General features: G+C 67.8%; 17 protein-coding genes. 10 read left to right on the top strand and 7 right to left on the bottom strand.

The features are described 5' to 3' along the window. Positions 1-24: 24 nt before the first annotated feature. Positions 25-852 (bottom strand): biotin/lipoate A/B protein ligase family protein, encoded by an 828-nt coding sequence (locus DVK03_RS02985; RefSeq protein WP_004065206.1) that lies wholly within the window; start codon positions 850-852, stop codon positions 25-27. A 176-nt stretch (positions 853-1028) separates the two neighbouring features. Between DVK03_RS02985 and DVK03_RS02980 the strand changes: the two genes are divergently transcribed. The 3 genes from DVK03_RS02980 to DVK03_RS02970 all read left to right on the top strand — a co-directional run bounded on the left by DVK03_RS02980 (position 1029) and on the right by DVK03_RS02970 (position 4223). Beyond that, complete coding sequence (locus DVK03_RS02980) at positions 1029-1679, top strand: VOC family protein (RefSeq protein ID WP_115802190.1); 651 nt, start codon at positions 1029-1031, stop codon at positions 1677-1679. A gap of 48 nt (positions 1680-1727) precedes the next feature. Then, positions 1728-2783: a sensor histidine kinase KdpD gene (locus DVK03_RS02975; RefSeq protein WP_115802189.1), complete on the top strand. Its 1056-nt coding sequence runs from the start codon at positions 1728-1730 to the stop codon at positions 2781-2783. Positions 2784-3311: 528 nt separating this feature from the next. Next, entirely contained in the window at positions 3312-4223 is a 912-nt protein-coding gene (locus tag DVK03_RS02970; protein ID WP_006600682.1) for a serine/threonine-protein kinase RIO2, read from the top strand. Positions 4224-4433: 210 nt separating this feature from the next. On the opposite strand, the gene DVK03_RS02965 is transcribed toward DVK03_RS02970, so the two are convergent. Both DVK03_RS02965 and DVK03_RS02960 read right to left on the bottom strand, forming a co-directional pair. Continuing rightward, positions 4434-5504, bottom strand: coding sequence for a TrmB family transcriptional regulator sugar-binding domain-containing protein (locus DVK03_RS02965; RefSeq protein ID WP_004044365.1), 1071 nt, complete (start codon positions 5502-5504; stop codon positions 4434-4436). Positions 5505-5509: 5 nt separating this feature from the next. Continuing rightward, positions 5510-7693 carry an alpha-amylase family glycosyl hydrolase gene (locus tag DVK03_RS02960; protein WP_115802188.1) on the bottom strand — a complete coding sequence of 728 codons (2184 nt, stop codon included), beginning with the start codon at positions 7691-7693 and terminating at the stop codon, positions 5510-5512. 104 nt (positions 7694-7797) lie between these two features. Between DVK03_RS02960 and DVK03_RS02955 the strand changes: the two genes are divergently transcribed. Then, positions 7798-9804 carry a glucan 1,4-alpha-glucosidase gene (locus DVK03_RS02955; protein WP_115802187.1) on the top strand — a complete coding sequence of 669 codons (2007 nt, stop codon included), beginning with the start codon at positions 7798-7800 and terminating at the stop codon, positions 9802-9804. A 60-nt stretch (positions 9805-9864) separates the two neighbouring features. Here the strand turns inward: DVK03_RS02955 and DVK03_RS02950 are convergent, their stop codons facing one another. Next, positions 9865-11004, bottom strand: a complete 1140-nt coding sequence (locus DVK03_RS02950) for an ABC transporter ATP-binding protein (RefSeq protein WP_115802186.1) — start codon at positions 11002-11004, stop codon at positions 9865-9867. 230 nt (positions 11005-11234) lie between these two features. Here DVK03_RS02950 and DVK03_RS02945 point away from each other — a divergent pair, with 230 nt between their 5' ends. The 5 genes from DVK03_RS02945 (at position 11235) to DVK03_RS02925 (ending at position 15701) form a co-directional block, all read left to right on the top strand. Continuing rightward, positions 11235-12527: a substrate-binding domain-containing protein gene (locus DVK03_RS02945; RefSeq protein WP_115802185.1), complete on the top strand. Its 1293-nt coding sequence runs from the start codon at positions 11235-11237 to the stop codon at positions 12525-12527. 5 nt (positions 12528-12532) lie between these two features. Then, positions 12533-13468, top strand: a complete 936-nt coding sequence (locus DVK03_RS02940; RefSeq protein ID WP_115802184.1) for a carbohydrate ABC transporter permease — start codon at positions 12533-12535, stop codon at positions 13466-13468. Then, positions 13465-14541 (top strand): sugar ABC transporter permease, encoded by a 1077-nt coding sequence (locus DVK03_RS02935; protein WP_004044371.1) that lies wholly within the window; start codon positions 13465-13467, stop codon positions 14539-14541. The genes DVK03_RS02940 and DVK03_RS02935 overlap by 4 nt, the downstream gene beginning before the upstream one ends. A gap of 228 nt (positions 14542-14769) precedes the next feature. Further along, positions 14770-15360 (top strand): 50S ribosomal protein L15e, encoded by a 591-nt coding sequence (locus tag DVK03_RS02930; protein WP_004044372.1) that lies wholly within the window; start codon positions 14770-14772, stop codon positions 15358-15360. A gap of 107 nt (positions 15361-15467) precedes the next feature. Continuing rightward, positions 15468-15701 (top strand): hypothetical protein, encoded by a 234-nt coding sequence (locus DVK03_RS02925; protein WP_008577269.1) that lies wholly within the window; start codon positions 15468-15470, stop codon positions 15699-15701. A 47-nt stretch (positions 15702-15748) separates the two neighbouring features. Here DVK03_RS02925 and DVK03_RS02920 read toward each other — a convergent pair whose 3' ends face one another. Further along, positions 15749-16102 (bottom strand): rhodanese-like domain-containing protein, encoded by a 354-nt coding sequence (locus DVK03_RS02920; RefSeq protein WP_049921808.1) that lies wholly within the window; start codon positions 16100-16102, stop codon positions 15749-15751. Positions 16103-16238: 136 nt separating this feature from the next. Between DVK03_RS02920 and moeB the strand changes: the two genes are divergently transcribed. After that, positions 16239-17051 carry a molybdopterin-synthase adenylyltransferase MoeB gene (gene moeB / locus DVK03_RS02915; protein WP_115802183.1) on the top strand — a complete coding sequence of 271 codons (813 nt, stop codon included), beginning with the start codon at positions 16239-16241 and terminating at the stop codon, positions 17049-17051. Between the two features lie 21 nt (positions 17052-17072). On the opposite strand, the gene DVK03_RS02910 is transcribed toward moeB, so the two are convergent. Beyond that, the gene (locus DVK03_RS02910; protein WP_233505991.1) at positions 17073-17795 is read right to left on the bottom strand and encodes an SDR family NAD(P)-dependent oxidoreductase; all 723 of its coding nucleotides are present in this window, start codon (positions 17793-17795) and stop codon (positions 17073-17075) included. A gap of 214 nt (positions 17796-18009) precedes the next feature. Next, positions 18010-19680 carry a methyl-accepting chemotaxis protein gene (locus tag DVK03_RS02905; RefSeq protein WP_115802181.1) on the bottom strand — a complete coding sequence of 557 codons (1671 nt, stop codon included), beginning with the start codon at positions 19678-19680 and terminating at the stop codon, positions 18010-18012. Positions 19681-19867 lie beyond the last annotated feature (187 nt).

Here is a 19867-nt window from a genome sequence, read left to right as displayed (position 1 = left end):
GACTTCGGAGTTGTCGGCGGCCGCTCAGTCGGACCGCGACCCCGGCCGGCGGCGCACCCAGTCGTCGGCGCGGTACTTCTCGTCGACTTTCTCGCGCGCGCGGTCGAGTTCGTCGTCGGTCCACGCGCCCTCCTCGGCGTCGACGAACTCCGAGAGCGACTCGGTCAGCGCCGCGACGAACGCCTCGCGGGAGGCGTCCGCGAGTTCGTCGATGCCGACGACGCGCTCGCGGAACGCCTCGGGCGTCACGTCGTGGCCCTCGAACACGCCGAGGTGGGTCTCGGCGTCGACCGAGTAGGTGAGCGAGCCGTGTTGGACGACGGCGTCGCGGCGGCGGTACTGGGCGTTGCCCGCGACTTTCCGGCCCGCGGCGACCATGTCGTGGGCGGGGTGGAGCGCCCGCAGATAGCACGCGGGGTGCCAGATGACGGGCACGTCGTCGTCGACGAAGTTCACGTCCACGCCGACCGCGCGAATCGCGTCCAGAATCGGCTCGCACAGCAGGTGATAGCAGTCCATGAGGTCGCCCGGGAGCTCCGATTTCGGCGCGGCGATGGAGTAGGCCACGTCGCCGTGGCGGTCGTGGTAGATGCCGCCGCCGCCGGTCTGTCGGCGGGTCACGTCGATGCCCTCGCGGTCGCAGTAGTCCCAGTCGACCGTCTCGGGGTCCTGTCCGTAGCCCAGCGAGAGGCAACTCGGCTCCCACGAGTAGACCCGGACAGTCCGGGGGCCGCCCGCCGCGGCCGTCTCGCCCGCGACCTCGTCGAGCGCCATCTGCATCGGTCCCGGTCGGACCTCCTCGCGAATCACCCGCCACTCGCGGTCGGCAATCGACCCCTGCGAATCGTTCATACGTCGGCTTCGTCCAACCGGGGGAAAGCGATTTCGACGCTCGGCCGCGCGGGGCCGCCCGGTCTCGCCGCGACGGTCTTCCGCCGAGCGCCCGCCGACGCAACCGGCGCTGCCGACGCGGCCGACGCGGCCGACGCGAGCGATTCCGTTAAACCGCATCGCGGTGACGTGGGACCATGAAGTTCACCCGCGTCGCCCTCGCCGCGACAGACCCCATCTCGCTGTGTGAGTTCTACGTCGAGACGCTCGGCTTCGCGGCCGTTCCCGGGTCGCAGCGCTCTGCGACCGCCGGGGAGACGACCCTGTGGTTCGAACTCGGAGACACCGACCCCGGCCACCTCGCGTTCACCGTCGCCGCCGCGGTCGACTCCGTGGTCGCGTGGCTGGACGACCGCGCGGACGTGGACGTGCTCGACACCGACGAGGGGCCGAGCGTCCGGTTCGACTTCCTCGGCTGCGACTCCGTCTACTTCGAGGACCCCGAAGGCAACGTCATCGAGTACGTCTGCTACGACGGCGACGCCGCGGGCGAGTTCGACCCGGCGACCGACCTCCGCGGCGCGACCGAGGTCGGGATGGCCGTCCCCGACGTGGCGTCGTTCGTGGCCTCGCTGACCGAGGCGCTCGGCATCGAGCCGCTGGAGTCGTTCGAGGGCGGCGACCTCGTGTTCGTCGGCGACCGAGACGCCCGATTCGTCGTCTCGCCGGTCGGCCGCCCGTGGTATCCGACCGACAGCGAGGCGACCGTCGGTCCGGTGTCGGCGCAGTGCGACGCCGACGGCGTTTTCGACCCCGAGGGGCTTCCCTACCGCGTCAACGCCGAGTGACAACTCGTTTCAGAGAAGCGTTATTAGCACTAGGAGAGTCAACGAACCGTGAACGTCTCTCGTCTCGTCAGTGCGGGGTCGCTCAGTCTCACCGGGGTGGCCCTGTTCGCCGTCGTCTCGAACAGCGTCGCTTCGGTCGCATCCGACCTCGCCGGCCTCGTCGCCGCGGCCTTCGGCCTCATCATCTCCGTGCTCTTCGTCGCCGTCGGCCCCGTCGTCTACCGAAGCGACCTCAAGACCAACCACGTCGCCCGCGTCGCCGGCTGGAACCTCCTCGGCGTCGTCGTCACCGTGTTCGTCCTCGCGCTCATCGGGAGCTACCAGCAGGCCGCGGGCGGGACGGTCAGCGAACCGCTTTTCAGCGCCGCCGTGGTCGTCGGCGTGAGCGCCGTCGCGCACGTCCTCATCGGCCTCAACGACGTGCGCCGGATTCGGACCCGCGAGCTATCGGAGCAGTACAAACGCTCCGCGGTCATCAACCGACTCGTCCGCCACAACCTCCGACACACCGCGCAGTTGCTCCTCGGCTGGGGCGACCGACTCGCCACCGACGGCGGCGACGACGAGACCGTCCGCATCGGCGAGCGACTGAAAGCGACCGGCGACGACCTCGGAACGATGAGCGACCAAGTGAAGACCGTCACCCAACTCGTCGACAACGACCACGGGGGCGAGACGGTCGACCTGCGCGAACTCCTCGACCCGCTCGTCGACGACCGCTCGGCGGCCAACCCGGAGGCGACCATCACCGTCCGCGGCGACGGTTCCGCGGCGGTCGTCGGCGGGAAGAAGCTGCAAATCGCGTTCCGCGAAATCGTCGACAACGCCCTCGAACACGCCGGGAGCGCCCCGACGGTCGAAATCGCGTACGAGCGCGTCGGAAGCGAGGTCGTCGTGCGAATCGCGGACGACGGCCCCGGCATCCCCGACCACCAGCGCGAACTCATCGAGCAGAACGTCGAAGAGAGCGACCTCGCCCACGGCAACGGCCTCGGCCTCTGGCTCTCGAAATGGATTGTGGAGGCCTACGGCGGCGAACTCCACCTTCCCCCGACCGACGACGGCGAGGGCGCAGTCGTCGAGTTCCACCTCGACGCGGCCTAATCCGCGCCTCGAAGACGGCTGACACGAGAGTTATTGCTCGATTTCACTGCTTGAATCAGCTGCTCAGCGGATGTGCAAGTCGGTCAACGAGGTTTTATCCGTTATTGTCAAGTATGGAACGGTTGTCACATGGGGGACCCGGAGTCAAGCGACAGTACTGGTTCGCGGGTTGATTCACGCCCGACAGCGTTTGTTATGTACTTAGTCGCATCCGGGGTTGTAGGAGGGCTACTCATTCGTATTGAATCAGCCCCTCTCCAGAGGACTTTTGTACGGCATTACTGCTGGGATGACATTCGCCACTCTCGACGCTGTGGTTGGTGATTAACTCTCGAAGAGATGCACGATACATCCTCGATGCGTCGCACCTCTCCCGTAGCCCTGCGGCGAGGTACCTATCTTCCAGACTCCCCCGCCGAAACGGTGTGAGTCGTCACATCACGAATTTCGTATCGTCATATAAGATTTATCGCGGGCGAGATACGCCGACTCGCGGGCCTTTTACGCCTCGCCGACGGACGGACGTGCATGGTACGGAACGTCGCCGGCGTCATGGCCGAACTCGAGCCCGAGGACTTCTACCTCCTCTCGGGCGTCGAGCAGGGCATGCGCTTCAGCGAGTGGGTCAACCGGGAGAAGTTGCCGAAGAACTCGGGGCTGACCGCCGAGGAGGTCGACTACCGCATCGACCGCTGTATGACCCGCGAGCTCGTCGAGCGCAAGACCATCCAGTACGAGGGGTACAAGCTCACGGTCGAGGGGTACGACGCGCTCGCCCTCCGGACGTTCGCCCAGCGAGACACCATCCAGGGGTTCGGCGCGCCCCTCGGCGTCGGCAAGGAAAGCGACGTGTTCGAGGTGCAGTCGTTCAAGCCGCTCGCGCTGAAGTTCCACCGCGAGGGGTACACCAACTTCCGCGAGGTGCGCCGCGAGCGCGACTACACCTCCGAGAACCACCACGTCTCGTGGCTCTACACCGCGCGCAAGGCGGCCGAACGCGAGTACGAGGCGCTCGAAACCCTCTTTCCGGAGGTGTCGGTGCCGCGCCCAGTCGACCACAACCGCCACGCAATCATCATGGCGAAGCTCGACGGCGTCGAACTCGCCAAGGCGAAGCTCGAATCCGAGCAGGTGACGGGCGTCCTCGATTTGATTCTCTCCGAGATGGCCGACGCCTACGCGGCCGGCTACGTCCACGCCGACATGTCGGAGTACAACGTCGCGGTCGGCGAGCGCGGCGTCACGGTGTTCGACTGGCCGCAGGCCGTCCCGACCGACCACGACAACGCCCGCGAACTCCTCGCGCGCGACGCGAAGAACATCGTCGGCTACTTCCGCCGCAAGTACCCCGGCGAGATGCCCGACGAGGTTGACATCGACGCGCTGTCCGACGCTATCGCCGGAAACGAGTTCGAGAGCGTCGACGAGTTCGCCGTCTGAGCCGTCGAGACCCCTCCGCTTTCTCTCGCTGTTCGTGTGTCTCCGAGCGACCCGGTCGTGACTCGGTTTCGACGCCGATAAACCAAATTGCGCGATACGAAATGTCGTTTTCGAGAAAACACGGACGCTGACCGGCGAGGCGTCGCTCGGTGAGACGGGCGTCAGAAAGACCAGCCGAACTGCCGAAAAGGAACTGCACGACGCGCTCGCCTACTCGGCCGCCGTGAACTCCACCGCGTCGGCCTCGAAGTCCTCGACGAACGCGCCTTGGCCACCGATGCTGTATGTCCCCTCGTCCGTCTCGACGACGAAGGCGTTCTCGACCGGGAAGGAGTTGTTCGCGGGTTCGAGGAGGCCCTGCCGGATGTCCACCACGCGGCCGTGAAGTTCGGTCGGGCCGTCGGTGTGGACCATCCGCCCGCTGACGGTCACGTCGAGGTCGATGCCCGCGCGCTCGCAGAGGGCGGCTTGCAGGACGGCGTGGCGGAAGTTGTGGTACATCGCCGGGAGCGGGTCGGGGTCGGTCGTGTACGCCTCGGCGGCCATCGGCCAGTAGTTCCCGAAGAAGGAGCCGACGATGACCGGACCGAGGTGTGGCTGTGCGAAGACGATGGCCTGCGACTCGGAGTTCGACCGGGCGACCATCTCGCCGGGGGAGATGAGGCCCGTTCGCGAATCGACGGTGAGCATCGTGGGCATGAGTTCGTGCCAGACGCGCACCAGCGAGGCCACGCCGTCGAGCGCGAGGTCGTCGTGCGGTTCGACGCCGCTGACGACGAGCGAGACGAGGACGCCGCGCTCGCGGGCCGCCCGGAGTTCGTCTTCGACCTCGTCGAGCACGTCGTAGGGGAGCGACAGCGTGATTTCGGACTCGGCGCGGCCGACGAGTTCTCCGATGCGCTTGAGCACCGTCACGCGGGACTTGATGACCTCGAAGCGCTCTTGGTCCCGGGCGGTGGCCGTGTAGCGCTCCTCCAGCGCGGGGCGCATGGATTCGACGCTCTCGGAGAGCGATTCGATGACCTCCATCGGCGGCAAGGGCCGAATCGTCGTCGGCACGACGTGGTCGTTGACCTCCACGAAGCCGCGCGATTCCAGTTCCTTGCTCACGCTGTAAACGTAGCGCTTGGAGACGCCCGCCGCGTCGGCGATCTGGCTCGCCTTCGCCTCCCCGAGTTCGAGCAGAGTCAGATACGTGTCGACGACCTTCTCTGAGAGCCCGAACTGCTCCAGGAGGTCGGCGAGTTCCCGGTCGTCCATGGTCGGACTGTCATCGACCATGATACTTAATGGCTCGAATCACCGACGGCGCGGAGCACGACCGCGTCGGCGACGGTGACGCGGACGCCCCCATCGCCCGCGGCCGCGCCGCTCGCGCCGACTCGCTCGCCCGTCAGCAGGTCGGTCTCGGCCGTCTCCGCGCCGAGTTCGACGGTCGTCGGCTCCCCGTCGAAGTTCAGGACGACGACGAGCCGGTCGGTGCCGTCGTCGCGGGCGAACGCGACCACGCGGTCGGCCTCGACACCATCGTCTCCGGCGGGGGCAACGCTGGCAGAGACGGGTTCGACGTCGCCGGCGCGGAGCGCCTCGTGCGCGTCGCGGAGGCGGGAGAGCCGCCGGTGGAAATCCACGAGGTCGGTGTCGGCGTCGTACCAGCGCATCGTCCCGCGCCGGTCCGCGACGCCGGTCTCCTGCCCGTAGTATATCATCGGCGCGCCGGGGAGCGTGAACGTCGCGGCCGCGGCCGCCCGAAGCGCGTCATCTCCGACTGCGCTCCGGTAGCGCTCCTTGTCGTGGTTCTCGATGTAGCGAAGTTGCACGGCGTCGTCGGGGAAGCCGTGCCAGCGGGCGTCGGCGACGGCGTCGAGGAGGGCCGTCGCCGGTCTCTCGCCCGCGCCGATGGCTCGGAGCGCCCCGTACAGCGTCGTGTCGTAGTGGGCGTCGAACTCGGTTTCGTGGTACGCGGGGTCCCGCGGGATGGTCTCGTCGAGGAGCAGGAAGTCGGGGTCGTCGGCTTTCACCCGCTCGCGGACCTCCTTCCAGAAGCCGTGGGGGACGCCCCACGCCACGTCGCAGCGGAAGCCGTCGACGACCGCCGCCCACTCGGTGATCACGTCGAGCATCCACGACCGGACCGCCGGCGAGTCGTAGTTGAGGTTCGGAATGCGCGTCCAGTTGAAGTAGTGCTCCGCCGCGCCGGGGCCGCCCCAGTCGATGTCGGAGGAGTCCTCGCGCTCGGGAACGCGGACGTAGTGGTCCTCGTAGCCGGGGACGCCGGTCGAATGGAACTGGAAGGCCGGGTGGTCCCGCGACGTGTGGTTGATGACGAGGTCGAAGACGACGCGGATGCCGGCGTCGTGACATCGCTCGACGAGCGCCTCGAAGTCCTCGCGCGAACCGAGGTCCGACGCGGTGTCGAAGTAGTCGGTGACGTGGTAGCCGTGGGTCGTGTGGCTCTCCAGTATCGGCGTGAGCCACAGGCAGTCCACGCCGAGCGATTCGAGGTAGGGAACCCGCCGGGCGAGTTCGTCGAACGTCGGGTCGGGCGTCTCGCCGGCGAACGACCGGACGAACACCTCGTAGACGGTCGCGTGGTGCGCCCACTCGGGCGCGTCCGCGGGCCGCGAGACGGAGAGGCCGGAACCGGATTCGTCGGTGACGACGCCGGGGTCCACGACCAGCGTGTCGAGAACCGAGTGCCGGACGTACGGTTCGCCCGACTCGCCCGACTCGGCCGTCGTTTGGACCGCGACGGCGTGGACCCGAACCGGCTCCGACGAGTCGACCCCGCGGAGCGTGTCGACCGGGACGCGCAGGCGGTCGTCGCGGACCTCGCAGTCACTCGGGTCGAGCGCGTCGCGGCCGTCGAACAGGAACTCGACGGCGAGCGTCGCTTCCTCGGCGTCGGGCGCGGTCTCCGCGTCCGCGACGACGAGGAGGTCGTCACTGTTCTCCTGCCCGACTCGCCCGTCGAGTCGAACCCGCGGGCGGCCCGGTCCGGGGACTTCGACGTCACCGCGGACCTGTTCCGCGAGGTCGTCGTGCGGGGCGAACCCGAACGGGTGCGTGCCCGGCGGGAGGTCCACGTCGAGGACGTAGTCGTCCCCGGCGCGGCGCGGCCGGTCGCGGCCGACGAGGCGGTCGTTGAACGGGCCGATGACGGCGACCTCGTCGGGCGACGCGGGTTCGAGGGCGGCCGCGGGGACCGCCATCGTCGCCGGGCGGCGGTCGTCGGGGAAGGCGCGAACGGTCTGTTCGTGGCGGCCGTCGGGCGCGTCGAGTTCGAGGTGGTACGTGCCGGGAACGTCGGGTGCGAGGTGGACGACCGGGCCCGAGCCGACCGTCGCGGCGCTCTCCGCGGGCGCGTCGAGGACGCGCCACCGGTACGTTGCGTCTCGTTCGGGGGCTCTCGGGGCGAGTTCGACGGGGCGGCCGACCGTCGTGACTCGCGGCGGACCGGGGTGATGCATACCCCACCTCGGGTGAGGGGGGTCGTTATCGTTTCGAAACCGTATGAAAGTGTGAAGGAACATTACACCAAGATTATTATCTGCGGGGGTCCCACGACTCAGCAATGCAACTACGCGACGCGCTGGCCGACTACAAGCGGCACGCAGACCACCCGACGCGGTTCCCGGGCGAGCGACGGACGACCAGCGGCCTGTTTTCGGGTCTCGGCGACCGGTTGGTCCACGTCGAGACCGACGGCTCGCTCCGCGACTTCGGCTACCCGCTGTCCGGGCTCTGGGGCGTCGAGCGCTCCCGGTTCGGCGTCCGCCCCGTCGGCGACGACGCCGGCGTCCACTGGTTCGACGAGGGCGCGAGCCAGTCGTACGCGGGCGACGGCGCGCTCGTCGTCACCGACCACGAGACGCCCCACGGCGACGTGACGCAGTACGACCTCGCAATCGACGACGGCCACGTCGGCCGGTTCGAGACCGACGCCGACGTGGAACTCGTCGCCTTCGTCCACTTCCAGCCGGACGGCCGCGACACGCTCGTCGGACAACTGACCCACGGCGACGCGGTGGAAGCGTACCACGCCGAGGAACACGACTTCCTCGCGTCGTCGCCGGCCTTCGAGCACGTCGAGGGGCGCGTGCCCGAGGGCTTCGACGAACTGCTCTCGGAGGGCGAGGTCGAACTGCCGCGACCCCGCACCGACGACTGCTACGAGGAGGGGCAACTGAGCGGCGCGGTCGTCGGCACGGTCCCGTTCGAATCGGGCGCGGCCGCGGTCGGCCACCTGCTCACCGACGACACCGAGACTGGTCGCGAGGACGCGCTGGACCGCGTCCGCGATCTCGTCGCCCGCGACCTCGACGACCTCCGCGAGCGCGCCGCGACGGAAGTCGAAGGCGCGGTGCCCGACCACCGCGAATCGGCCGCGATGCGCGACGACATCCGCGTGCTCTCGCTGCTTTCGGGGGCGCTCGGCCTCCGCATCGCCGGCCCCGACTTCGACCCCTACTACGCCTACTCCGGCGGCTACGGCTACACGTGGTTCCGCGACGACGCCGAAATCTCGACGTTCCTCTTCGAGTCCGACGAGCGACTCGACCTCGGCCTCGACGCGTGGCACGAGCGCAGCGCCCGCGCCTACTGCCGCACCCAGCGCGAGGACGGCTCGTGGCCCCACCGCGTCTGGCCCTTCGACGGGTCGCTCGCGCCCGGGTGGGCGAACGCCCGCCTCGAATCCGGCGACGACGCCGACTATCAGGCCGACCAGACGGGGAGCGTCATCGCCTTCCTCGCGGCCTACCACGACCGCTGTGCCGACGACGGCCTCCGCACCGACATCGAGGAGACGCTCTCGCGCGCCCTCGACAGCCTCGACGACACCCTCGACGACGACGGCCTCCCCGTCGACTGCCAGAACGCGTGGGAGAACATGACCGGCCGGTTCAGTCACACCGCCGCGACGTTCCTCGAAGCCTACGCCGCGCTCGCGCTGTCCGACCTCGATTCGGCGCTGACCGACCGCGCCGCGTCTCGCGCCCGCGAGGTGTACGAGGGCATCGACCGCCTCTGGAGCGAGGGCCGCGGCTGTTACGCCCTCCGCGTCGCCGACGGCGAACTCGACGACCGCTACGACTCCGCCGCGCTCGCGCTCGCGTCGGCCCACCGGACCTACGACCGACTCGAAGCCGTCGACGACGACCGGCTGGACCGACTCGTCCACCACGTCGAGTCCGTCTTCGACGGCCTCTGGCACGACCCCGACGACAGCGAGGTGAAGGGGCTGGTCCGCTTCGAGGGCGACGACTGGCGGATGCGCGAGCAGTCCTCGGAGAAGGTTTGGACCGTCTCGACCGCGTGGGGCGCGAACGCCGGCGTCGAACTCGCCGCCCTGCTGGCCGCCCACGACGACGACCGGGCGGGGACGTTCGCCGACGAGGGTCGTGCGCTCCTCGACCTCGTCCTCCCCGACGGCCCGCTCTGTACCGACGAGGGCTACCTCGCGGAGCAGTTCTTCGACGACGGCACGCCCGACAGCGCGACGCCGCTCGGCTGGCCGCACGCGCTTCGGCTGGCGACGCTGGCGACGCTCGACGCCGACGGCGCCTTCGACGGGGAGTAAGTCGACGGCGACGCGGCTGTCGAACAACGAGGGACCGCGAGAAAACAGCGAACTACTTCTTCACGCCTGCTGCGTCGGGGCCGCCCGCCGCTTCGATTCGCGGGAGAGGAGCGACTCGCCGGTCCGCGGGTGGAAGACGTGGAGGTCCGACTCGTCGAAGGTGACGCCGACCGTCTCGCCCGTCTCGGGTTCGACGTCCGAGTCGACGCGGGCGATGAAATCGGGGCCGACGTCGAGGTGGAGGTAGTTGTCCGAGCCGATGGGCTCGACGACGCCGACGGTCGAATCGACGACGTTCTCGCCGGAGGAGGCAGTCACCACGTCCTCCGGGCGGACGCCGACGCGGAGGTCGGTCGCGTCCGTCGCCTCGCGGAGCGTCGCCGAGAACGGTTCGGACAGGCGGTACGAGAAGGGACCGTCGCCGGCGAGGACGAGGCGGTCGCCCTCGCGTTCGACCGACACGTCGAGGAAGTTCATCGAGGGAGAGCCGACGAAGCCGCCGACGAACTCGTTGGCGGGGTTCTCGTACACGTCCTTCGGGCGGCCGACCTGCTGGAGTTTCCCGTCGTTGAGGATGACGATTTTGTCGCCCATCGTCATCGCCTCCTCCTGGTCGTGCGTGACGTACAGCGAGGTGATTCCGAGTTCGTTCTGGAGGCGCTGAATCTCGGTCCGCATCGTGGTGCGGAGCTTCGCGTCGAGGTTCGAAAGCGGCTCGTCGAACAGGAACACGTCGGGTTCGCGGACGATGGCGCGGCCGAGCGCGACCCGCTGTTTCTGCCCGCCCGAAAGCTCGTCGGGTTTGTCGTCGAGGAGGTCCTCGATGCCCATCATGGCCGCCGTCTCGCGGACGCGCTCGCGGCGCTCGTCCTTCGAGAGGTCGGTGCTCATCCGCAGGCCGAACGCCATGTTCTGCATGACGGTCTTGTGCGGGTACAGCGCGTAGTTCTGGAACACCATCGCCACGTCGCGCTTGCGGGCGTGCTGGTCCGTGACGTCCTCGCCGCCGATTCGAATCGTGCCGCCGGAGGGCGATTCGAGCCCCGCGACCATGCGGAGCGTCGTCGACTTCCCGCAGCCAGAGGGGCCGACGACGGTGATGAACTCGCCGTCCTCGACGTCGAGCGAGAGGTCCTCGACGGCGACGACGCGACCCCGGTCGTACTCCTTGCGAAGCGCTTCGAGCGTGAGACGTGCCATTACTCCCCGTCTGTTCCCATCGTCCATAATCGTTTTCCTATTTTCTGAATTTGTGATGCAATAGTTCGTATTGAATTTCAAAGACTCGATAGTACCGTGTAGAATCGCTCTGTCGTCGTTTCCGCGAATTCACGATGCCCGTCTCAGTGGCGATTTTCGCCGCGAATGCGGGCGTCATTCCGAACTATTAAATATATGAACACATAGTTCATCATAGATTCGTTATGCCAATGAACCGCCGCACAATCCTGAAGCAACTGGCAGGCACGACGGCCGTCGGCGCACTCGCGGGCTGCGTGGGCGTGTCGGAGACCGATTCGACGCAGACGTCCGAACAGAGCGGTGCGGAGGGCGACGACGGTAGCGAGGAGACCACCGCCGGAGCGGAGACCGAGTCCGCGGGGCCGAGCGGGGCGTTCACGCTCTGGCACCAGCGCGCGGAAGCCGAGAAGAAGGCGCTCGAATCCAACGCCGAGACGTTCACCTCGGAGACGGCCCACACGGCGAAGCCCGCCGAAATCGCCGACCTCCGGAAGAAGACGACCTCCGCCATCCCGGCCGGACAGGGCGCGGGCATGTTCGACTGGGCCCACGACTGGACCGGCGAGTACTACCAGAACGGCTTCCTCTCGGACCAGAGCGACCAGTTGGACGTTGACCTCTCGGTCTACACCCGACCCGCACAGGAGGCGGTCCAGTTCGACGGCGCGACCGTCGCGCTCCCCTACGCGGCGGAGACCGTCGGCCTCATCTACAACAAGGAGCTGGTGGACGAAGCGCCCGAGACCATCGCCGACATGACGGCCATCATGGAGGAGTACCACGACCCCGAAAACGGGATGTACGGCCTCAGCTACCCGCTGGACGCCTACTTCATGAGCGCGTGGGCGCACGCCTTCGGCGGCTACTACTTCGACGAGTCGAACGTCGAACTCGGCCTGTCGAACGAGGCGACCCTCGAAGGGTTCCAGTTCATCCTCGACAACTTCGTCCCGTACCAGCCGAAAGACACGGGCTACGACCCGCAGGCGGCCGTCTTCCTCGAGGGCAACGCGCCCTTCGCCATCAACGGGCCGTGGTTCCTCGGCGACGTTCGCTCCAACGACATCGACGCCGGCATCGCCCGGCTTCCCTCCCCCGAGGGCGACGCCGAGCCCGAGCCGTACACGACGGTCAAGCAGCTCTACTTCACCTCGACGCTGGAGGGCGACGAGGCGACGGCGGCCGCGTCCCGCGCGTTCGCCGAGTGGTACACCACGAACACCGACGTGCTCTCGGCGAACGCCGAGGAGTTCGGCTACATCCCGGTCCACAAGGAACTCGCTTCGAGCAGCGACCTCCCCGAGGCCGTCCAGGGCTTCTCGGAGTCCGTCTCGCTCGGCACCCCCATCCCGACGCACCCGAACATGGGCGACGTGTGGGGGCCGCTCGAAGACGCCTTCAACAGCGTGAAAAACGGCGACGCGGAGCTCGAATCCGCGTTCACGAAGGCCGAAGAAAACATCCGGTCTAACTGGGAGTAAGGACGATGAGCGTCGTCGACAGCGCCGTCGAGCGCGTCGCGGACAGCCCGGTGGTGAGCAAGGACGACCTGCCCCTGCTGTTGGTACTGCCGGGGCTGTTCGTCTTCCTCGCGTTCATGCTGTTTCCCGTCCTGTACCTGGTGTATCTCTCGTTCACCAACGCGGAGCCGGCCACGCTGTTTCAGGGCAAAGAGCAGTGGGTCGGCCTCGCCAACTACGTGACGGTCCTCTCGGACGGCCAGTTCTGGAACTCGATGGGCGTGACGTGGCTGTTCGTCGCCACGTCGGTCGCGCTCAAGGTGCTCGTCGGCCTCGGCATCGGGCTCGTGGTGACGGGCGAGCGCGTCCGCGGCAAGCGGTTCATGCGCGCGCTCATCATCATCCCGCTCGGCCTCCCGGGCATCTTCACCATCACCATCTGGCGCGGCATCTTCAGTTCGGCCGAGTTCGGCCTCGCCAACCAGTTCCTCCAGATGGCCGGCCTCGACTCCATCGCCTGGCTCTCCGAGCGCTGGATGGCCTTCCTCGCCTACAACGTCACCGAGGCGTGGCTGGCGTACCCGTTCATGGTCATCATCACCGTGAGCGCCTTGCAGGACGTCTCCGAGGAGCTCCACGAGGCGGCGATGATAGACGGCGCGGGCTTCTTCGCCCGCTTCCTGCACGTGACGCTTCCCTCTATCAAGCGCCCCGTGCTGTTCGCCTCGATTCTCACGGCCGCTGCGTCGTTCCAGCAGTTCCTCATCCCGTACGTGTTCAATCAGGGGGGGCCGTCGCGGACGAACGAACTGCTCATCGTCTACGGCTACCGCGAGGCGTTCCGCTTCCAGAAGTACGGTGAGGGCGCGGCCATCATGCTGGTCGCCGTGGCCGTCATCGGCGTCTTCATGATGCTAAACGTCAAGAAAGGACAGCTCGCCGACGGGGTGGACGACGCATGAGCGTCATCTCCGACATCGCGGCCGAACTCGCCGCCGACGCGCGGACCGCCGCGATGGCTCCCGTCGAGTCGGTCAAGGACGCCAAGTACACCCTCGAAGGCATCCGCGAGGGGCGCGTCAGCCCCGCGACGGTGCTGAAGACCGCCGGCATCACCCTCGGTGCCGCGGTCGTCGTCGCGCTCCTGTTGTTCCCGCTGTACTGGGTCGCCGTCGGGGCTTTCTCGGGCACCGGCGCGTCGCTGTACTCGTCGAGCGGGATTCGCCTGTGGCCGGCCGACCCGACCATCGAGCCGTTCCTGTGGGTCATCGGCGACCTCATCGTCCCGAGCTACCGCATCAGCCTCGGCCTCGGCGGCTACGAGGTGTTCTTGCAGACGCCCGAACTGACGTTCCTCGACGTGTCGCAGTACGGGGTCACGGAGACCTCCGAGTTCAAGCGGTTCTTCGCGAACAGCCTCACCGTGGCGATTCCGACGGTGCTGCTCGCGATGTGTCTCATCGTCCCCAGCGCGTACGCGCTGTCGCGCCGGCAGTTCATCGGCCGCTCGAAGGTGCTGTACGGCTACGTGCTGTTCACCCAAATCGGCGGCGGGCTGGGCGTCGCGCTCCTCATCGCGCTGTACGCCCTGTTCGTCCAGTTCGGCTTCAACGACAGCAAACTCGCGCTGTCGGCGTACTACGCCGCCACCGCGGTCCCGTTCAACACGTGGCTCCTGAAGACGTACATGGACGGGATTCCCGTCTCCTACGAGGAGGCCGCGATGATTGACGGCGCGCCGTCGTGGAAAATCGTCACGGAAATCATCCTCCCGCTGTCGAAGGCGGGGCTGGCGACGGTGTTCATCTTCACCTTCCTCACCGGGTGGACCGAGTTCGTCGTCGCCCAGACGTTGCTCTCGACGGACAACTACACCCTGCCCGTCGGGCTGTACTCGCTCGTCGGCCGGTACTCCATCCCGTGGGCCCGGTTCTCGGCGTTCGCACTCACGTTCGCCGCGCCGATTATGCTCATCTACCTGTTCGCACAGCGCTACATCGAAGGTGGCCTGTCGTTCGGCGGGATGGAAGGCTGAGCCGCATCGAGCGCCCCCTCGATACCGTCCTTTTCGGCCGCCTCACCACGTGAGTCGGTGGCACGCGCGCCGTGAGAATCCGAAGTCCTTAACCCTCCCCTGTTGGTAGTTCCGCCAACTCGCTGGCAACGCGGGCACGCCAGAGGGCACCCGTCACGCACGGGACGAAATGTGGTCTCAGGGGAGTTCCCCGACGGACTGAATCGCAAGCGCCCGCGGTGATACACAATGGCACGAAGCTTCTATTCCCACATCAAGGAAGCGTGGAAGACCCCGAAGGAAGGCAAGCTGGCCGAACTCCAGTGGCAGCGAAAACAGGAGTGGCGCAACCAGGGCGCTATCGAGCGCATCGAGCGCCCCACCCGCCTCGACAAGGCCCGTGAGCTCGGCTACAAGGCCAAGCAGGGCATCATCGTGGTCCGCGTCTCCGTCCGCAAGGGCGGCGCGCGCAAACAGCGCCACAAGGCCGGCCGCCGCACGAAGCGCCAGGGCGTCAACCGCATCGGCCGCCGCAAGTCCATCCCGCGCATCGCGGAGGAGCGCGCCTCCCGCAAGCACCCCAACCTGCGCGTGCTGAACTCCTACGGCGTCGGACAGGACGGCTCCCAGAAGTGGCAGGAAGTCATCCTCGTCGACCCCGAGCACCCGGCCATCCAGAACGACGACGACCTCAACTGGATCTGCGACGACACCCACGAGGGCCGCGCCTTCCGCGGTCTCACCAACGCGGGCAAGAAGAACCGCGGTCTCCAGAACCGCGGCAAGGGCACGGAACACAACCGTCCCTCCATCCGCGCCGGCAACGGCCGCGGCAAGTAACGCCCCGCGCACCGCGCCGATTTCTCTCTTTATCGACCATCGAGCCGCGGCTCTGTCTCGAAGCATCCATCCTTATCAGGGCGGGACCGGACCACCGAATCGACCCCATGGTCAGTATCGAACTCAGCGGACCGATACTCGTCGCCGCCGCGGTCCTCGGAGCGGCGTGGATATACCGGGACGCGAAGCGCCGCGCGATGGAGACGGCCGACATGTGGGCCGTCGGGTTCTTCGTGGCATTCATCCTCCTCCCGGTGCTCGGCGGCCTCGCGGTCTTCGTCTTCTATCTTCGAAACCGGAACCGGCGTCGCGGGTCGCCCGTCACGGTTCCCGGTGAGTAGGCGCGGGCGTCGCTTGCAGGCTGTCGAAAAGCGTCCGCAGAAGTGACTCAGAACGGCGACGTGGGACCGAGGTCCGTTTCGCCTTCGCTCTCGGTGCCGTCTTCGACCGCGCCGTCCCACGCGTCGAAGCCGCCGCGGAGGCTGGACACGTCGGCGTCGACGTTGCTGTCCAGCACCGAGGCGACCTGTTTCGAACTCTTGCCGACGTAACACGAGACGACCACCTCGGCGGGCCACTCGCGGTCGAACACCTCGGGGCCGAGCGTCGCAGCCGGGAGGTTCTCCGAATCGGGGATGTGGCCGGACGTGTACGACGAGGGGTCTCGGATATCGACGACGGCGAGCTCGTCGTCGTCGGCCAGTTTCTCGCGTAGTTCGTCGGGCGTCGTCTCGGCGACCATACCCGACGTGAACGGGCGGAGCGCCAAAGGCGCGTCGCTTCCGGCGATGTCGTCGCCGGCGGCGACGGTTCGGGGGTCGGAGAGAGGGGCGCGCCCGTGCCGCGGCTTTATTCGGGGGCGACGCCAACCTCGGGATATGACGCTCTCACTCGACGCCACCCAGTTGGACCGCTACTCGCGGCACATCATCATGGACGAGGTCGGCCCGGAGGGCCAAGGGCGACTGCTCTCGTCGCGCGTCGTCGTCGTCGGCGCGGGCGGGTTGGGCGCGCCGGCCATCCAGTACCTCGCGGCGGTCGGCGTCGGCGAACTCGTCGTGGTCGACGACGACGTGGTCGAGCGGAGCAACCTCCAGCGGCAGGTCGTCCACCGCGACGACGACGTGGGGACGCCGAAAGCCGAGAGCGCCGCCGCGTTCGTCCGCGGGCTCAACCCCGACGTGTCGGTCGAACCGGTCGAAGCCCGCGTGGACAAGTCGAACGTCCACGAGGTCGTCGCGGGCGCGGACGTGGTGGTCGACGCCTCGGACAACTTCCCGACGCGCTACCTGCTCAACGACGTCTGTCGCTTCGAGGGAATCCCGCTGGTCCACGGCGCGATATACAAGTTCGAGGGGCAGGCGACGACGCTCGTCCCCGACGGACCCTGCTATCGATGTCTGTTCCCCGAAGCGCCCGAGCCGGGGACGGTCCCCGACTGCGCGACGACCGGCGTCCTCGGCGTCCTCCCCGGCACGGTCGGCTGTATTCAGGCGACGGAGGCGATGAAACTCCTGCTGGACGAGGGCGAGGCGCTCGACGGGCGACTGCTGTTTTACGACGCGATGGACATGACGTTCGAGACGGTCCCGTATCGGACGAACCCGGACTGCCCCGTCTGCGGCGAGGGCGGGGTCGACTCCATCGAGGACATCGACTACGTCGAGAGCTGCGCAATCAGCCTCGACTGAGAAGAAAGCGGGTCGGCTCCGTTATTCCATCTCGCTACCGCCGTTGACGGGCGTGTAGGTTCCGGTCACGAACTGAGCGCCCTCGCCGGCGAGCGAGGCAATCGCGTGTGCCACGTCCTCGGGCTGCGCCACCCGGTTCAGCGGGGTTTGGGACGCGACCTGGTCGCGTACGTCGTCGATGTGACCCGCCGTGGCGTCGGTCTCGACCAGTCCCGGCGCCACGACGTTCGCGGTGATGTCGTGGGGGCCGTACTCCTGGGCGATGTACTTGGCGAACGCGTCGAGGCCGCTCTTGGCCGTGCCGTGAGCGATGAACCCCGGCGAGGGACTCTGTCCGGCGCCGCTGGAGACGTATATCGCGCGGCCGTACTCCTGTTCGACCATCTGCGGCAACACCGCTTTCGAGACGGTGAACGCGGCTTTGAGTTCGGCGTCGAGTTTCGACGAGAACTCGTCCCACGTCATCGACTCGAACGATTTCGTCGCGAACGGCATGTTCGCGTTGTTGACGAGCACGTCGATTCGCCCCCAGCGGTCGATGACCCCCTCGACCATCTGCTCGACCGCGGACGCGTCTGTCACGTCGGCCTGCGCGACGAGCGCCTCACCGCCGGCGTCGCGGATTTCGTCGGCCACCGCGTGGGCCTCCGTCTCACTAGCGCGATAGTTGATAACGACCTTCGCGCCGCGGTCAGCGAGCAATTTCGCCGTTTCAGCGCCGATACCGCGGCTGCTTCCCGTCACGAGGGCGACACGACCAGAGAGATTCGACTCGGACATCGTTCTAACCGAGTTCCGCTATCGACCAAGTATCTGTTGGATGATGATTTCGACGGCGATGAGAACCCGCAGCGTGCTGGCCGACGAATCCGACACGGATACCCGTTGTGTCGGAGTGCGGAGAGACGGCCGCGGAACGAAACGCGGACTCCGACCCGTGACCGACTCGGCGGGTGCGCTACCGGTCGAACTGGAACCCGCCGAACTCGTCGTCCGACCCGCCGTCGGTCGCCGCGCGAACCGAGTCGGCATCCGCGTCGGCGTCCGCGCTGCCGGCCGCGTCGTCGAAGTCCATCGCGTCCAGTTCCTCGACCGCCGTCGCGTCGCCGCCGACGAGGGCGTCCACCCGGTCAGCGAGCGCGTCGAGGGCGACCGTCTGGTCGGCGGTCGCGTCGGTGATGTCGGTCGTCGACGCCTCGGCGGCGGTCGCGTGCTCTTGGGCCACCTGAATCGTGGTCGTGACCTCCTCGATGTTCGTCGCCTGCGAGTCGGTCGCGCGGGCGACCTCGGTGACGCCGTTGGCCGCGGAATCCGCGGCGTCGGCGATTTCGGAAAGCGAGGCGAGCACGTCCTCGATTTCGCCGGAGGCGACCTGAATCTGCTCGTGCGACTGCTCGGAGGCCAGCACCGTCTCGTCGGCCTGTTCCTGAATCTCGGTGATGCTGTCCGCGATTTCTTCGGTGTGCTCGTGGGTCTGGTTCGCGAGCTGTTTGACCTCGTCGGCGACGACGGAGAAGCCCTCGCCGGCCTCGCCGGCGCGGGCGGCCTCGATGTTCGCGTTGAGCGCGAGCAGGTTCGTCCGGTCTGCGACCTCCGCGATGACCTCGACGACCTCCTCGATGACGACCATGCGCTGTTGGAGTTCGGTCACGCTGTCGAGCAGTTCGTCGGAGATGTCGATGACCTGGTCGGTCGCGGACCGGATGCTCTGGCCGGCCTCGTGGCCGTTCTCGGCGGCCACGCGGGCCTGATTCGCCGCCGACGCGACCTCGTCGGAGGTGGCCGCTATCTCCTCCATGCTGGCCGAAAGCTCCTGCATCTCCTCCGCGCCCGTCGACAGGAGGTCCGCCTGCTCCGTGACCTGCGATTCGATGTCGGTCGCGGCGGTCGCGGCCCGCTGAATCGCGCCGCCGAGGTCGGCGGTCGTAGCGTCGACCTCGCTGGCGAGGCGGTCGAACCGGGTCGCCATCTCGTTGAGGTCCGAGACGACCGCCAGCGTCTCGTCTTCGAGGACGCCGCGGTCGTCCGTGAACGACGCCCGGGCCGAGAGGTCGCCGGCGGTGAGGCTCCCGATGGTGGTCGATACCTCCTCGACGAGCGCCTCGGACGCCCGCTGTTTCTCCACCGCGTCGGTCCGGTCGTGGACCGCCTCGACGACGCCGACCAGTTCGTCGCCCTCGAACAGCGGTTGGGCGGTGAAGGCGATGTGGCGCTCCGCGCCGTGTCGGTCCGTCATCGTGCTGGCGTCGTGGTAGAGTCGACTGGCCTCGTCGACCACGTCGAGGCCGTGGACCTCGTCGGCGCTCCGCGGGTCGTCGAGCACCTTGTCGGCGAGCGTCTTCGCCCGGCGGCCGTCCGGGTAGAACAGTTCGCTCACGTGCTCCGAACCGAGCGCCTCCGCCGCGGGAACGCCCGTGAGCGTCGTAATCGGGTCGTTCCACGCGATGACCCGCCCGTCGGCGTCGAGGACGAACACCGGCATCCCCACGCCGTCGAGCAGAGCACCGGCGTGCAACTGCTCGGCCGCCGCCGCGACCGTCCCTCGTTCGTCAGCCTGTGCGCCGCCGTCGGTCCGCGTCCGAGCCCCGACCCCCGGGACCAGCGCCGCGAGTCGCGAAAGCAGGTCCATATGTCTCCCCTCACGCAGATTGCCGGTATAACGCTACGCTCCGGATTATCAACTGTGAGACTGAGGTGGTACGAAAACGGTCACAGCCGACAGCCGGCTGCGGGACGCGAAACAGTCGAGAAAACGGTGGTCGCGCGGGAGGGCCGAATCGGGAACCGACGGTTCGGACGGCCGCGAGGCCGCGCTT

The sequence above is a fragment of the Haloferax sp. Atlit-109R genome (genome assembly GCF_003665865.1).
Classification (GTDB): Archaea; Halobacteriota; Halobacteria; order Halobacteriales; family Haloferacaceae; genus Haloferax; species Haloferax volcanii.
Note: the sequence above shows the minus strand (reverse complement) of the source record. Positions and strands in the feature narration are given on the sequence as shown.

Excerpts from the sequence above, each read along its gene's own strand:
- DVK03_RS02905 (WP_115802181.1), bottom strand. The coding sequence starts at position 19,680 with ATGGACCTGCTTTCGCGACTCGCGGCGCTGGTCCCGGGGGTCGGGGCT.
- DVK03_RS02920 (WP_049921808.1), bottom strand. The coding sequence starts at position 16,102 with ATGGTCGCCGAGACGACGCCCGACGAACTACGCGAGAAACTGGCCGAC.
- DVK03_RS02950 (WP_115802186.1), bottom strand. The coding sequence starts at position 11,004 with ATGGCACGTCTCACGCTCGAAGCGCTTCGCAAGGAGTACGACCGGGGT.
- DVK03_RS02935 (WP_004044371.1), top strand. The coding sequence starts at position 13,465 with ATGAGCGTCATCTCCGACATCGCGGCCGAACTCGCCGCCGACGCGCGG.
- DVK03_RS02980 (WP_115802190.1), top strand. The coding sequence starts at position 1,029 with ATGAAGTTCACCCGCGTCGCCCTCGCCGCGACAGACCCCATCTCGCTG.
- DVK03_RS02970 (WP_006600682.1), top strand. The coding sequence starts at position 3,312 with ATGGTACGGAACGTCGCCGGCGTCATGGCCGAACTCGAGCCCGAGGAC.
- DVK03_RS02955 (WP_115802187.1), top strand. The coding sequence starts at position 7,798 with ATGCAACTACGCGACGCGCTGGCCGACTACAAGCGGCACGCAGACCAC.
- DVK03_RS02930 (WP_004044372.1), top strand. The coding sequence starts at position 14,770 with ATGGCACGAAGCTTCTATTCCCACATCAAGGAAGCGTGGAAGACCCCG.
- DVK03_RS02965 (WP_004044365.1), bottom strand. The coding sequence starts at position 5,504 with ATGGTCGATGACAGTCCGACCATGGACGACCGGGAACTCGCCGACCTC.
- DVK03_RS02960 (WP_115802188.1), bottom strand. The coding sequence starts at position 7,693 with ATGCATCACCCCGGTCCGCCGCGAGTCACGACGGTCGGCCGCCCCGTC.
- DVK03_RS02940 (WP_115802184.1), top strand. The coding sequence starts at position 12,533 with ATGAGCGTCGTCGACAGCGCCGTCGAGCGCGTCGCGGACAGCCCGGTG.
- DVK03_RS02945 (WP_115802185.1), top strand. The coding sequence starts at position 11,235 with ATGAACCGCCGCACAATCCTGAAGCAACTGGCAGGCACGACGGCCGTC.
- DVK03_RS02985 (WP_004065206.1), bottom strand. The coding sequence starts at position 852 with ATGAACGATTCGCAGGGGTCGATTGCCGACCGCGAGTGGCGGGTGATT.
- moeB (WP_115802183.1), top strand. The coding sequence starts at position 16,239 with ATGACGCTCTCACTCGACGCCACCCAGTTGGACCGCTACTCGCGGCAC.
- DVK03_RS02925 (WP_008577269.1), top strand. The coding sequence starts at position 15,468 with ATGGTCAGTATCGAACTCAGCGGACCGATACTCGTCGCCGCCGCGGTC.